General features: G+C 58.9%; 9 protein-coding genes and 1 pseudogene. 6 read left to right on the forward strand and 4 right to left on the reverse strand.

Annotation, left to right across the window (positions count from 1 at the left end):
- The first annotated feature begins 10 nt into the window (after window positions 1–10).
- The 5 genes from HW450_RS05005 to HW450_RS05025 all read left to right on the forward strand — a co-directional run bounded on the left by HW450_RS05005 (window position 11) and on the right by HW450_RS05025 (window position 7927).
- The gene (locus HW450_RS05005; protein WP_182386892.1) at window positions 11–2734 is read left to right on the forward strand and encodes a DNA methyltransferase; all 2724 of its coding nucleotides are present in this window, start codon (window positions 11–13) and stop codon (window positions 2732–2734) included.
- Window positions 2727–4697, forward strand: coding sequence for a DEAD/DEAH box helicase (locus HW450_RS05010; RefSeq protein ID WP_182386893.1), 1971 nt, complete (start codon window positions 2727–2729; stop codon window positions 4695–4697). Before HW450_RS05005 ends, HW450_RS05010 begins: the two co-directional genes overlap by 8 nt.
- A gap of 3 nt (window positions 4698–4700) precedes the next feature.
- On the forward strand, window positions 4701–5861 hold the full coding sequence (locus HW450_RS05015; protein ID WP_182386894.1) for a GIY-YIG nuclease family protein: 1161 nt from the start codon (window positions 4701–4703) through the stop codon (window positions 5859–5861).
- A 72-nt stretch (window positions 5862–5933) separates the two neighbouring features.
- Window positions 5934–7679: an RNA-binding domain-containing protein gene (locus HW450_RS05020; RefSeq protein WP_182386895.1), complete on the forward strand. Its 1746-nt coding sequence runs from the start codon at window positions 5934–5936 to the stop codon at window positions 7677–7679.
- A complete protein-coding gene (locus tag HW450_RS05025) occupies window positions 7676–7927 on the forward strand; it encodes a globin family protein (RefSeq protein WP_182386896.1) in 252 nt (83 codons plus the stop codon). The genes HW450_RS05020 and HW450_RS05025 overlap by 4 nt, the downstream gene beginning before the upstream one ends.
- Before the next feature lie 18 nt (window positions 7928–7945).
- Here the strand turns inward: HW450_RS05025 and tsaE are convergent, their stop codons facing one another.
- From tsaE to HW450_RS05040, 3 genes are read right to left on the reverse strand one after another with little or no spacing between them, the layout of a single operon-like run.
- Window positions 7946–8428, reverse strand: coding sequence for a tRNA (adenosine(37)-N6)-threonylcarbamoyltransferase complex ATPase subunit type 1 TsaE (tsaE, locus tag HW450_RS05030; RefSeq protein WP_182386897.1), 483 nt, complete (start codon window positions 8426–8428; stop codon window positions 7946–7948).
- Window positions 8418–9509 (reverse strand): alanine racemase, encoded by a 1092-nt coding sequence (alr, locus tag HW450_RS05035; RefSeq protein ID WP_182386898.1) that lies wholly within the window; start codon window positions 9507–9509, stop codon window positions 8418–8420. Before alr ends, tsaE begins: the two co-directional genes overlap by 11 nt.
- Window positions 9496–10848: an NAD(P)H-hydrate epimerase gene (locus tag HW450_RS05040; protein WP_182386899.1), complete on the reverse strand. Its 1353-nt coding sequence runs from the start codon at window positions 10846–10848 to the stop codon at window positions 9496–9498. Before HW450_RS05040 ends, alr begins: the two co-directional genes overlap by 14 nt.
- Before the next feature lie 246 nt (window positions 10849–11094).
- Here HW450_RS05040 and HW450_RS13230 point away from each other — a divergent pair.
- Window positions 11095–12272 (forward strand): annotated as a pseudogene (locus HW450_RS13230) (ATP-binding protein).
- A 156-nt stretch (window positions 12273–12428) separates the two neighbouring features.
- Here HW450_RS13230 and glmS read toward each other — a convergent pair.
- The gene (gene glmS, locus HW450_RS05050; protein ID WP_182386900.1) at window positions 12429–14294 is read right to left on the reverse strand and encodes a glutamine--fructose-6-phosphate transaminase (isomerizing); all 1866 of its coding nucleotides are present in this window, start codon (window positions 14292–14294) and stop codon (window positions 12429–12431) included.
- Between the last annotated feature and the right edge of the window lie 76 nt (window positions 14295–14370).

Below are 14370 nucleotides of genomic sequence, written 5' to 3' on the forward strand. Positions count from 1 at the left end.
GGCGGCTATAGTGGCGAAACTGAATCTCAAGGCTATCGAGGGGCGTATCAACCCCCTGGCGGGGCGCGAGTCCTATGACCGCGAGTTCATTTTTGATCTGCTGCTTGCTTTTGGCCGCTCGAAAAGTAGTGTGACTCGTTTGCGGAGTGGTTCACTGAATGTCGCCGCTGATCCGGAGCGGGAAGTAGCTCAGAAAAACGTGGTGTATTTCCGCCACGCTGCGGGCGATCTCCTTGCGGAATTGGAGGATTTGCGAATCTCCCCGTTGGTGACCAAGTTCACGCCGCGCTTTGTTATCGTGACCGACTTTGTTCAGCTCATCGCCTACGATACGAAGACTGCTGAAAACCGCGCGTTCCCGCTGCGGGAAATTGATAAGCATTTCACCTTCTTCCTGCCCTGGGCCGGCATGGAAAAAGCCCAGTACACTGCGGAATCTCACGCTGATGTGAAGGCCGCGGAGAAGATGGGCAAGCTTTTCGACGAGCTGTCCAGCGCCAATCCAGGACTATTGGACGATCCACAGAACCGGCATGGCCTCAACGTCTTTTTCACGCGGCTGTTGTTCTGCTATTTCGCTGAGGACACCGGCATCTTTGCCGAGAATCAATTCACCAACGCAATTGGTTCACACACGCTTGAGGATGGCTCCGATACAGCCGAGTTCATCAAGGACCTCTTCGCAGCCCTGGATGAGGCGGATCCGGCGAAAAAACCCGCGCATTTGGCAGGTTTTCCTTATGTCAACGGCAGGCTGTTTCATGCCGATTCAAAGCTGACTGTGCCGCGCTTTTCCGCGAAGGCCCGCGCCATGCTGATCGAGCTAGGCAGGCAAATCTGGCTGGACATTAACCCCGATATTTTCGGCTCGATGTTCCAGGCCATTGTTACGCCGGGTAAACGCTCTAATTTGGGGCAGCACTACACCTCGGTGCCGAATATTTTGAAAACGATCGAGCCGCTGTTCTTGGACGAGCTGCGTGAAGAGTTTGACAAGGCCTACGATAGCCCCAAGAAGCTGGACGCCTTGTTGGAGCGTATTGGTGCGATTAAGGTTTTCGATCCGGCCTGTGGCAGCGGAAACTTCCTGGTTATTGCCTATAAGGAGCTGCGTCGCTTGGAGCACGCTGTCCTGCAGCGCCAGAGCGAGCTCGGCACTAACGATGTTCTCTTTAACAAATCCCGCATCAACATCGAGAGCTTCTTCGGCATCGAGATTGATGACTTCGCGGTCGAGGTGGCAATCCTGTCCCTGTGGATTGCCAAGCATCAGATGAACCGAGAGTTCCTACAACTGTTTAATCTGGAAATTCCCCTCATTCCGCTGAAGGAAACCGGGCAGATTCGTGCGGGCAACGCCACTCGCATCGACTGGAATGAGGTGTGCCCCAACAATGGCACGGATGAGATTTACCTGATTGGTAATCCGCCGTACGTTGGATCAAGTATGCAGACTGCGGAACAGAAAGAGGACTTTAAATATGTCTTTGGTGAGCAGAAGTACTCGAAAAACCTGGACTATATTTCTCTGTGGTTTGTGAGAGGTGCACAATATATCAGGAGGTCAGCAGCCCAGCTCGCTTTCGTTACAACAAACTCAGTTGCCCAGGGAGATCACGTGTCGCTAATGTTTCCCTCGGTGCTCAGTAAGGACATTGAGATTGGTTATGCATATACCTCTTTTAAATGGGACAACAATGCAAAATTTAATGCCGGTGTGACAGTTGCTGTTATATCCCTCCGCAATAAGTCCGCGAAAGAAAAGTTTCTGTTCACGGACAATACTCGGATAAAGGCCTCGAATATTAATCCCTATCTGGTGGACGCGCCGGATGTTATTGTGGAGCGTCATTCGAGTCCCTTGTCAAAGCAGCTACCGGACATGCTGTTTGGTTCGAAGCCTACTGACGGTGGCCATCTCATATTATCTCCTGAAGATGCGCAAAAGCTTGTTGATTCTGCTCCTGAATCTGCACAATTTATCAAACGCTTTATGGGGGCTTCGGACTTTATTAAAGATATTGAGCGATATTGCCTATGGGTCTCAGAAAATAAGGCTGCTGAGGCTGAAAAGATCACGGGAATCGCCACTCGCTTTAACGCGGTCGCGCAATTTAGGGCAAATAGTAAAGCGCAAAGTACTGTCGACTTTGCATCGAAGGCCTATCGCTTCAAGCAGTTAGCCTACAAACCCACCGACTCCATCATCGTGCCCAGCGTTTCATCAGAACGCCGGGACTACATTCCGATGGGATACCTGGGTCCGGACACGGTTATCTCCAACGCTGCCTTCGCCGTCTACGACGCGGAGCCGTGGCTTTTTGGCCTGTTGACTTCCCGGATGCACATGGTGTGGACGCGCGCCGTCGGTGGCAAGATGAAGACGGACTACCGCTATTCCAACACCATCGTTTACAACAATTTTCCGGTGCGGGAATTAACAGACGTCGAAAAGCGAAAGCTCACCGAAAAGGCGCTGCGTATCCTAGACGTGCGCGAATATCACTGTGAGAAAACGCTGGCGCAGCTCTATGATCCGGAGCTTATGCCGGACAATCTGCGCCAGGCCCATGAGGACGTGGATGGGTTCGTCGATAAGCTTTATTCCGAACGCCCGTACGAAACTGACGAGGACCGACTGTCCGCCCTCTTTGCTATGTATGAACGCATGATCGCAGCGGAGGAAACGGCGAAGCCACAGAAGCGGACACGAAAGAAGGCCACCAATGGGTAAACACTCGCGCGAGAACATTGTTAACGTCCACTACGCGCAGGCGGGGACGTCCGTTAGTACTAACGAGCTGGGGATGCGCGAAATGCAGCGCCGCGTCTACGAGCAGCGCGCAGCACAATACCTGCTGGTCAAGGCGCCGCCGGCCTCAGGGAAGTCCCGTGCGCTGATGTTCGTCGGCCTGGACAAACTCTTCAACCAAGGCCGCAAGAAAGTCATCGTCGCAGTGCCGGAGCGCTCCATCGGCGGCTCCTTCGCCAACACCGACCTCGTATCGCACGGATTCTTCGCCAACTGGGAAATCGAGGAGCGCAACAACCTCTGCAAGCCGGGCAGTAGCGCCAGCAAAGTAAGCGCCTTTACCCGCTTCATGAACAGCAAAGACGCCACCCTCGTGTGCACCCACGCAACGCTGCGCTTCGCCTTCGACAAACTCAGCCCCGCCGATTTTGATGGCACCGTCCTCGCCATTGATGAATTCCACCACGTCTCCGCAGACCTAGAAAACAACCGCCTCGGCTCACTGCTACGAGAAGTGATGAACGGCTCCGACGCACACATCGTCGCCATGACCGGCTCCTACTTCCGCGGCGACGCACTCCCCGTGCTACTGCCCGGCGACGAAGCAAAGTTCACGCCGGTAACCTTCAACTACTACGACCAATTAAACGGCTACCAGTACCTCAAGTCTTTGGGGATTGGGCACCACTTCTACCAGGGGAAGTACACCGACACCGTACACGAGGTCCTCGACCTGGATAAGAAGACAATCCTCCATATTCCCAACGTGAATTCTGGCGAATCCACCAAGGACAAAAACGAGGAGGTCGGAAAAATCCTCGACGTCATCGGTGACAACGTGGGGGTAGAGGAAGAGACCGGCATCATTCTAATGCGCCGGCGGGATAACGGCGAAGTGCTGCGCGTCGCCGACCTCGTCGATGACACCGACCACAAAGCCCGCGCCCACACACTTGCATACCTCACGGATGTTGCCTCGAAAGACCGGGACGCCGTAGACATCATCATCGCCCTGGGCATGGCCAAAGAAGGCTTCGACTGGCCCTATGCCGAGCACGCCCTGACCGTGGGCTACCGCGCCTCGCTGACCGAAATCATCCAAATCATCGGGCGCGTCACCCGCGATAGCGAAGGCAAAACCCACGCCCAATTCACCAACCTGCTCGCAGAACCAGACGCAGCCCAAAGCGAAGTCACCGTATCGGTGAACAACATGCTCAAGGCCATTACTGCCTCGCTGCTCATGGAACAGGTGTTGGCCCAGAACTTTAACTTCAAAGCCAAGCGGAGCGACGACGACAAATCTGAACCCGGTGTGTTGAAAATCAAGGGGCTGAAAGAGCCGTCCACCGACCGGGTCAAGCAAATCGTCGCCACCGACCTCAATGACCTGAAGGCAAAAATTCTGCAAGACGATACCTTCGCCCGCGCCGCCGTCGGCAGCGTCGACCCGGAAACCACCAATAAGGTGCTCATCCCGAAAATCATTCGGCAGCAATACCCGGACCTCACCGAAACTGAGGTGGAGGAAGTCCGCCAGCGCGTAGTGGTGGACTCGGTGATTAAAACCGGCGAAGTCCGCGAGGTAGGCGATAAGCGCTTCATCCAGATGGCGCACCAGTTTGTCAACATCGACGAGCTCAACATCAACCTGATTGACAAAATCAACCCTTTCCAGAAGGCCTTCGAAATCCTATCGAAGTCCGTGACCCCATCGGTGCTACAACTGATCGAAGACACCATCTACACCTCGCGGGTTGAGATGTCCCTGGAAGAAGCACTACACCTATTCCCGCAGGTCAAGGCATGGAAAGAGGTTAACCTCCGCGAACCCAACCGGCGCTCCGACAGCCCGGCAGAACGCAAGCTTGCCGACGCCCTCCTCGTCGTCCGCAAAGCAGTCGCCGACCGCAAAGCCGAACAAGCCGCCAGCCAGGAGAACTAGTCAATGTCAGATGATTCACTCCTCAGCCAACTCGACGCACTCATCGCCGCTGATACCGACGGCCTGCTTGACATACCAGACGAGCCCCGCCCCATCACCGAGCTCGACCGCCTGGTCCGGGCCTTTAACGAAGTCAACGACTTTTATGCCGAGCATGGCCGCGAACCCAGCGCAGATACCCTCGACATTGCCGAACGTAAACTCGGCGCGCGCCTGGTCGGCATTCGCAGTAGTTCCTCCAAAATCGCCGAACTGAAGGAGCATGACACTCACGGCCTGCTAGCGACCAAGGAAACCCCCACCAGCCTCGATGACCTCCTCACCGGAGGCACCTTTGACCTCCTAGCTGACCCCACCGGGCTCCTCGACGTCTCCACCCTGCCCGCACGTAAAAGCCCCCATGATGAGGGTGAACGCGCCGTTCGTATCAAAGCGAAAGACTTCACTGCATTCGCCGACCTCTTTAAAGCCAAGCATGAAGCACTTGCGGAGGGCACCTGGGCGCTAGGGAAGTTCTCCGGCGAACACAACATCCGGGAAGGGCGGTTCTTCCTCATCAATGGTCAACTGTGCTTCGTTGCAGAGGTTAAAGACATTAACCAAGCGCAAGGCGAAGTCAAGCCCCGCCTGCGAGTCATCTTCGAAAATGGCACCGAATCCAGCATGTACCGCGAATCACTGGCAACCAGGCTCTACGAAACCAACGGCCAGGCCGTCATCCGCACCAGCATCAGCGCCGACGAAATCGGAGACGCCGACGAAGAAACCGGCTACATCTACGTGCTGAAGTCCCTGTCGGACGACCCCGAAATCCGTACATTGGACAACTTGTACAAGATCGGCTTCTCCCGCGGGCCAGTAGAAAAACGCATCGCCGGCGCCGAAAAGAGCCCCACCTACCTCAAGGCACCAGTAAAGGTAGTGGCAACATACCGGCTGTACAACATGCGCCCCTCCGCCCTCGAACACCTCATCCACCGCGTATTTGCCAGCGTGCGCCTTGACGCATTCGTGGTGACCAAAGTCGGCGGCACTGTCCAAGCCACCGAATGGTTCCTCGCCCCACTGGAAGCGATCAACCGTGCAATCGAGCTAATCGAATCCGGCGACATTGTGGACTACGTCTACAGCCGGGAAATCGGGGACCTTATTCGATGCGATTGATATAACCGGAACAATCAAGCCTGTACTCAAAATAGAGTGCAAGTGAAGTGCATTGCACTATACTTTGAAATCATGAACTCCATCGACGTAGCTGCGCTGGTCAACGCACTAATTGAGAGCGAGACCGATACGTGGAATATTGAAGCCAAGGCCGCCTCCAAGGGGCTTCCCGGCTCCATTGATGAGACTTTGAGTGCATTTGCAAACATGCCCGAGGGCGGAACGATTGTCCTTGGAGTATCAGAAATCAATGGGATAGTAGGCGTCACGGGAGTGAGCAATCCCAAAGAGCTCATGGCCGCACTTGCCACCAAAGCGCGGGAGAGAATTGTCCCGCCCGTTCAGCTTGGAGCGGTAGAGACGGCGCTTGTGGATGGCGCCCACGTGGTGGTGTGCGTCGTACCGCCTCAGCCATCCGATCGTCGCCCGTTTCGGGTTGGTGCATATGGTCGCGCCTATACCCGCTCTGGCGATGGTGACCACCAGCTAGATGAGCAAGAAGAACTCTATCTGATAAGTCAGCGCTCCCAGCCTCTCGATGATCGGCAGCCGGTTGAAGGAGCGGACGTTGACAGGGATCTCATTCCCGATCTTCTTGAGCAGTACCTTGCCTCGCAAAAATCGGCAAGTACCAGGTTGCGGCAACTAAACCGAGACGAACTGCTTATCCGCACTAACGTTGTTGACCACGCCACGGGGGCACCCACTGTGGCTGCGGTGTATGCGATGGGCATCCACCCGCAGCAGTTTCTTCCACACACCAGCGTGAAGGCTCACGCGCGCCCCGACTCCGGTGGAAATCCACAAACCCGCCTCACGGACCGAGCTGAGTTCTCCGGGCCGGTTCCCGATCTGCTTTTCTCCGCAATGGAGTGGGTAAGTAAACACCTCATGCGGGGCGTGACCTTTGATAGTTTCGGACATGGGCACGATGCCAGCGAAATACCGCCAGTGGCTGTCCGCGAGATTATTGCTAATGCTCTGGTTCACCGTGATCTCTCCAGCGCCAGCACGGGCAGCTACCCCATGATCGTGAAGCTCCCAACCAAGCTCATTGTTGAAAGCCCGGGCGGCTTGTGGGGTCTGACGGAAAGGGAATTAGGCAAGACTAGCCCCCGGGCGCGCAATCCTGTGTTGTACAGGATGTGTTCCGCAATTACGTCCGAAGACGGAAAGCGCGTCGTCGAAGGTCACGCCACGGGTATTCCCGAAGTCACGCGTAGCCTCCGTGAGGCATTTCTTCCCGCGCCCTACTTCAAAGACGAAGTGATTAAGTTCCGGGCCATCCTTTCCTCATCCTCGATGCTCTCGCAGGATGACCTCTCCTGGCTCGCAACACTTCCCGGCGGCAACGGAATGAGCGTTGCGCAAAGGCATGCACTCGTTGCCATGAAACAGGGCAAGACTGTCTCAAATGCTGATTACCGATCCAGGTTCCCAATGGATTCAGTGCAGGCGCGCGGCGAGCTCCAAGAGTTGGTCCGCTTCGGCCTCGCCACAACGACCGGATCTGGCAGGTCGACGGAATACATGTTGGCGCCGCGTACCGACGACAATGCAGTCAAAACGAGTACACGCATCGAAGCGAAGGAGCTCTCGGACGACTCGGAGACTACGCGCCCCAAACAGCTGGTCATTGCGGCCCTCAGCAGGATTGGTGCTCCAATGAGGCGTAACCGAGTAGCGAAGGAAACGGGCCTGAAAGGAAACCATGCCTACCGAATCCTCAAAGAACTCATTGCCGAAGGCGTGGTCGGCTACGACAAAGATCCGGATGACAAGCGCGCATTCCGGTACTTTTTAAAACGCCCCCGATGAAGTGGCGGGGCGGAAGGCAGCATACTAGCTACCCAACCTGCGCGCTCGAACACCTCATCCACCGCGTCTTTGCCAGCGTGCGCCTTGACGCATCCGTGGTGACCAAAGTCGGCGGCACTGCCCAAGCCACCGAATGGTTCCTCGCCCCGCTGGAAGCGATCAACCGCGCCATCGATCTCATCGGATCCGGCGACATCGTGGACTACGTCTACAGTCGGGAAATCGGGGACATGGTTCGGCTGAAGTGATAATGGCCTAGCAGGCGCCTACCCCCGCCACTGCCAGCTGATGATCCGCGCCTCGGAGGTGGGATCCTCGGCCACCGCGGTTTCGCGGTCGACCTGCACAAATAAGTACTGCTGCGCGATCTGTTCCACCAGTCCCCCGCCCCATTCGGCAACAACCACCGAATCCAGCAGGTCCGTGTCCAAATCGAGGGAATCCAAGGCCCCTAAAGGGTCAGTCCCAGAATCTAGGAGCCGGTAGGCGTCCACGTGGATAAGTGCTGGGCCGCCGGCAAGCGGGCGGTGCTCGCGGGCGATCACGAAGGTGGGGGAGGTGACGCGTCCCTTTACCCCCATGCCACGCGCGATTCCTTGCGTGAGTGTGGTTTTCCCGGCCCCCAGGGGGCCGTCCAGGATGACCACATCCCCGGCTTCCAGGGCCTGCCCCAGCTCAACCCCCCACGCCTGGGTGTCGGCGGCGGTGTCGAAGCGTGCGGAACCTTCGGTGGGGAAACTAGCTTTCATTATGGCCTCCGATGTAGTGGCGCACGGTGCGGCCCTTTGGCCAGCAGGCAACTTCGTAGTTGATGGTGCCGGTGGCGTCGGCAAGCTCGGTGGCGCTCATGCCGCCCGCACCGAACAGGATCGCTTCGTCGCCTGGTGCAGCGGTGTCCTGTCCTAGCCACACCACAATCTGGTCCATGCACACCCGCCCAACCTGCGGGTAACGCTTACCATTGATCGCAACCTCCAGGCGGCCCTGGGCGGCGCGGGGCAGCCCGTCAGCGTAGCCCACCGGCACGATCGCATAGTTACCGTCATGTGGCGCCCACCACGTCAGCCCATAAGAAGTGCCCTCACCAGCAGCAATAGCCTTTACCAAGGTGAGGCGCGCCGACCAAGTCAGCGCCGGTTTCAAGCCATGATCGCGGCCCCGGATCGGCTCCAGGCCATAACAGATCAGGCCCGGGCGCACCATCTGATAGTGCAGGTCAGGGCGGGTGAGGGTGGCCGGGGAATTAGCCAGGTGGTTCACCGGAACCTCCAGGCCACACTGCCGGGCCAGGTCAAGGGCGCGTTCAAAGGCCGCGGCTTGGGCGTCGGTAGTGGGATCATCCGGATCATCCGCGCAGGCCAGGTGACTAAACAAGCCGGTCACCTGTACGGGCGAGGAGGCCAGCAGCTCAAAGCACTCCCGCCAGTGGGCCTCGGGCACCCCGGAGCGGTTCAGCCCGGTATCAACCTTCACCGCTACCGTGGCGCGCACACCGGCGTCTGCTACGGCGCGCGCATGCGCCATACTGGGGATTCCCAGCGAAATCCCGGCGGCAAGGGCCGCGCGGAAGTGTTGTTCGGGCGACCAGATCCAGGCGAGGATGGGGGCGGGCAGGTGGGCGTCGGCAAGCGCGTGCGCCTCGGCCAGCGTCGCCACCCCGAGCTGGTCAGCACCGTTTTCTACCATCACGCGCGCCACTTCGGCCGCCCCGTGGTTGTAGCCGTCAGCCTTCACCACGCACATCAGCTGCGCCGGCGCTACCCGCGCTTTAATCAGGCGGACGTTGTGCGCGATGGCATTCAGGTCAATGGTGGTGCTAAGCAAGTCCATGCTTAAGCATCCTAGTCCGCACCCCCGGCAACGCACGCGCAATGTCCCCCGCCACCACCGGGCCGCGGGCGCACGCCAGAGCGTGCAGCCTGCTTGCCGACGCCACTACCCCCACCTCCGGCCGCCACGCAATCGCCTTCCCCACCACCCCGGCCAGCACATCCCCCGACCCAGGCGTGGCCGCCCACGACGCCCCCGCCTCCACCAAGTACACCTGCTGACCATCGGTAACCACCGTCACCCGACCTTTCAGCAGCACCACGCACCGCAACTGGCGCGCCAATTCCTGCGCGCCCGCGACCCGGTCTGGCGCGCCTGCTGCGCCTGTTAAGCTCGCAAACTCACCCGCGTGCGGCGTGAGCACAGTCAGCGCTTGCCGATCTTTCACCAGCTGCCTCAGCCACGCATCCTGGCTCAGCTGCGTCAGCGCATCAGCATCAATGACCAGCGGAATATCTTCTTTCAGCAGGCGCGCAAGCTCCGCAGAAGGCCCAAGCCCCGGGCCGATCACCGCCGCATCCATCCGCCCCTGCCCTATCACCACCTCCGGCTGCGCCGCAATCACCTCACGCGTACATGGCCCCACATAACGCACCATCGACGACGTCGCCCGCGCCGCCGCCTGCACACACAACACCGCCGCCCCCGGATACTGCACGCTACCTGCATAAACCCCCAGCACACCCTGCGTGTACTTGTGGTCATGCGGGCCCGGCTCCGGCCACAGCGGAATCCCCGCACTATAGCCCCACGGCTTAGGCAGCGTAATGCCAATGTCCTTAACCACCACTCGCCCGCAATACTCCCAGCCCAGGATGTGGGCAGGCTTGAGGCCACCAAAAGTCACCGTGACATCGGCTTTAATGGCATCCCCTGCCACCAGCCCCGTCATCGGGTCCACGCCGCTCGGAATGTCCACGGCGATGGTGGGGGCGTGCGCCCTCAAGCTGCCGGGAAGCGTTAGGGCGCCGCGCGCGCCGATGCCGAGGATGCCGTCAATGATAAGGTCCGGGATGTGGCCGGGGGCTGACGCGCTCGACACCAACCGCGGATACTTGATCGCGCGGATCGCCGGGTGGATGCGGCTACCCAGCTGCCACACACTGATCTGCGCGCCACGTTTTTCCAGCTCAGCTGCCGCAAACAGTGCATCACCGCCATTATTTCCGCTGCCTGCCAGCACAAGAACTCTAGCGCCCGACACCTTCCCCAGCAGCTGCGCAGCCTCCACCGCTACCGCAAACGCCGCCCGCCTCATCAGCACCTGACCTTCACGAGCAATAAGCGGCGCCTCCGCCGCACGGATCTGGTCAGGGGTGTACAAGCCAATGTGCCTCATAGATACTAATGTAGCCCGGGCTATACTTGGCCGATCAGGGGTATGGGGCCGTGTGGGGTGTGGGCCGTTTGCTTAAGTTCTAGGGGCCGTGTGGGGGCGCTGCGCCGATAAATCGGCGGTTAGCGCGGTAACATGCAGGTCATGGCCATTAACTCCCCTGCTACTAGTGCTGCGAGCGATGCCGCCTATTTGATGCGTTATATCGATGTTGAGTTAGACTAGCTCGCGGGCGCGCCTGCTATCGCTATTGAGGGTCCGAAGGCCGTCGGCAAATCAGAAACGGCTGTTCGACGCGCAGATCGCAAGTACTATCTTGACCGTACTCATGAGCGGGCGATTCTTGAAGCCCAGCTGGATTCACTCCTAGTCGCAGATCAAACTATCTGTCTTGACGAGTGGCAGTATCTGCCACAGGCGTGGGATGCGGTTCGCAGGAATGTGGACAAGCAGGTAGCCACGCGTTATTTGCTCACCGGCATTGCTACGCCGCAGCAAGGCGTTGATTCCCACTCGGGCACGGGCCGCGTGATTAGTTTGCGGATGCGTCCTCTTGCCTTCTCAGAGCGCGCGGAGACAACACCGACTGTGAAGATTTCAGAGCTTTTCACAGGCAGCGCCACAATCGCAGGTCACACCGATTTCACACTTACTGATTACGCCGCCGCTATTTGCTCCACCGGACTGCCCGGGGTATATCGGCAGCCCGCCCGCCTACGCCGCCAGCTTATCGACGCCTACATTCAGCGCGTCATCGACCGCGACATCCCTGACCAGGGATTGCTGGTTCGCAAACCCGAATCGCTCCGGGCGTGGTGGGCGGCTTACGCGGCGGCATCATCGACCACCACTTCGTACACCAAAGTCTTGCACGCGGCATCTTCTAGCGACAGCGCCAAGATCTCGAAGGATGCCGCATTGGGTTACCGCGATATCTTGCACAAGTTGTGGTTGCTGGATCCGGTCCCGGCATGGTCTCCTAATCGTTCGCCCTTCAAAAAGCTTACCGCCTCGCCGAAACATCAGGTCTTTGATCCTGGAATCGCCGCCGCGCTGTTAGCCGTGACACCTGAGATGCTCGTTTCCCCAGATCCCCGCTCTTGGGAGCTTTTCGGCCAGCTTTTGAATCTTTGGCCACGCTCACGGTCCGCACTGCCGGGCAGGCGGCGGAAGCCGGGGTCTCCCATCTACGCACCCAGGGTGGGGCCCAGGAGGTGGACCTTATTGTCGAGCGCTACGACGGCAGAGTCATCGCCTTCGAGGTCAAGCTCAAGCCCACCCCCACGGATCGGAATGTCCGCCACCTGCACTGGCTTAGCCAGCACCTCGGCCCCCGCCGGGTGGACAAGGTGGTGGTCACCACCGGCACTGACGCGTACCGACGCCCCGACGGCGTCGCCGTGGTCCCACTAGCGCTACTCGGGTAAATGCGGGCCACATATTTCCTAACTAATTGTCCGCACTGGGGTGCGGAGCATCCCCCTAAGCAGCGCGCGGAAGAAATCTAGCATACGGATGGGACGAAAACCGCCAAAAAGATCCCATCCGAATGCCAGATTTACACACCACCCAGGAAACCCCTCTTATTCCACGGTCACGGACTTGGCCAGGTTGCGGGGCTTGTCAATGTCCTCATTGCCGCACTGGCGGGCAATCTCGGCGGCCAGGAACTGCAGTGGCACGGTGGCGAGCAGTGGCTGCATGATCGTGGAGGACTGCGGGATGCGGATGAGCCAGTTTGCGAATGGCTCCACGGCGTCGTCGCCCTCTTCCGCGATGACGATGGTCTTGGCGCCGCGTGCGCGGATCTCCTGGATGTTGGAGACGATCTTGGAGTGCAGCACTTTCACACCCCGTGGGGACGGAACAACCACGACAACTGGCAGGTCGTCCTCGATCAGGGCGATCGGGCCGTGCTTGAGCTCGCCGGCAGCGAAGCCCTCAGCGTGAATGTAGGCCAGTTCCTTGAGCTTCAGCGCACCTTCCAAGGCAACGGGGAAACCGACGCCACGGCCGAGGAACAGCATGGTTTTGATAGCGCCCAGCACGCGGGCAATCTCAGTGACCTGATCCCCACACTTCAGCACCTCAGCGATCTTGGCTGGGGTTTCTTCCAGCGCTTCCCAGATCTCCTTGATCTCGTCAGGGTACTTGGTGCCCTTGGCCTGCGCCAGGGCGAGACCCACGATGTAGTTCGCAGCGACCTGTGCCAGGAATGCCTTGGTGGAGGCAACACCGATTTCCGGGCCAGCGTGGGTGTACAGCACGGCGTCGGACTCGCGTGGAATCTGGGAACCGTTGGTGTTGCACACAGCGAGCACCTTGGCGCCCTGGGTCTTGGCGTGACGGACGGCCTCGAGGGTGTCGGCGGTCTCACCGGACTGGGACACAGCGACGACGAGGGTGTTGGAATCCAGAACTGGGTCGCGGTAGCGGAATTCGGAGGCCACCTCGATCTCCACTGGGATGCGGACCCAGTGCTCAATCGCGTACTTGGCCAGCAGACCAGAGTGGTAGGCCGAACCACAGGCAACGACGAAGACCTTGTTGATCGCCTTGAGTTCCTGCTCAGAGATGTTGTCCTCGTCGAGCACGATGCGACCGTCAACGAAGTGTCCCACGAGCGTATCGCGGACGGCATCTGGCTGTTCGAAGATTTCCTTCATCATGAAGGAATCGAAGCCGCCCTTTTCCGCCGCTGCCAAATCCCAGTCAATGGTGAAGGATTTTCCTTCGGCTGGGGTCCCATCAAAGTTCAGGATCTCGCAGGAATCAGCGGTGATGATCACGACGCTGTCCTGGCCGAGCTCAATAGCGTTCTTGGTGTGCTCGATGAAGGCCGCGACGTCGGACCCTAAGAACATCTCCCCTTCACCCACGCCCACGATCAGCGGGGTGGAACGGCGTGCCGCGATCACGGTGTCCGGGTGATCCGCATGAGTAAACAGCAGGGTAAAAGCACCCTCCAGGCGGTTCAGGACCTTCATAGCGGAGGCTTTGAAATCGCCGGCGGTGTCCCCGTCGTTGTAGGCGAGTGCCAGCAGGTGGGTCGCAACCTCGGAGTCGGTCTCGGACTTGAGTTCGATGCCCTTGCTTTCCAGCTCAGCACGCAGCGGTGCGAAGTTCTCGATGATGCCGTTGTGGACGATGGCAACCTTGCCGTCAAAGGAAAGGTGTGGGTGCGCATTCTGGTCGGTAGGGCGACCGTGGGTTGCCCAGCGAGTGTGCCCGATCGCGGTGGTGCCGGCGAGGTTGTCCGCGCCAACTTCAACGATGCGGTCTTCTAGGTTGGCGAGCTTACCAGCGCGCTTAACGACGCTCACTGCCCCCGCCCCATTCGCCACCGCGACACCAGAAGAGTCGTAGCCACGGTACTCCATGCGACGCAGCGCCTCGACAGCGATGTTCAGGCCTTGCTGCTTACCTACATATCCAACGATTCCACACATACAGCAGATTCTAAATGCAAAAACCCTATTGTCTTGTCATTCGGTGGCTAGTTCTTTCCGAAAAAGTAGCTTTTCC

Origin of the sequence: Corynebacterium hindlerae, assembly GCF_014117265.1 — a bacterium.
Taxonomy (GTDB): Bacteria; Actinomycetota; Actinomycetes; order Mycobacteriales; family Mycobacteriaceae; genus Corynebacterium; species Corynebacterium hindlerae.

Excerpts from the sequence above, each read along its gene's own strand:
- HW450_RS05010 (WP_182386893.1), top strand. The coding sequence starts at position 2,727 with ATGGGTAAACACTCGCGCGAGAACATTGTTAACGTCCACTACGCGCAG.
- HW450_RS05015 (WP_182386894.1), top strand. The coding sequence starts at position 4,701 with ATGTCAGATGATTCACTCCTCAGCCAACTCGACGCACTCATCGCCGCT.
- HW450_RS05020 (WP_182386895.1), top strand. The coding sequence starts at position 5,934 with ATGAACTCCATCGACGTAGCTGCGCTGGTCAACGCACTAATTGAGAGC.
- HW450_RS05025 (WP_182386896.1), top strand. The coding sequence starts at position 7,676 with ATGAAGTGGCGGGGCGGAAGGCAGCATACTAGCTACCCAACCTGCGCG.
- tsaE (WP_182386897.1), bottom strand. The coding sequence starts at position 8,428 with ATGAAAGCTAGTTTCCCCACCGAAGGTTCCGCACGCTTCGACACCGCC.
- alr (WP_182386898.1), bottom strand. The coding sequence starts at position 9,509 with ATGGACTTGCTTAGCACCACCATTGACCTGAATGCCATCGCGCACAAC.
- HW450_RS05040 (WP_182386899.1), bottom strand. The coding sequence starts at position 10,848 with ATGAGGCACATTGGCTTGTACACCCCTGACCAGATCCGTGCGGCGGAG.
- glmS (WP_182386900.1), bottom strand. The coding sequence starts at position 14,294 with ATGTGTGGAATCGTTGGATATGTAGGTAAGCAGCAAGGCCTGAACATC.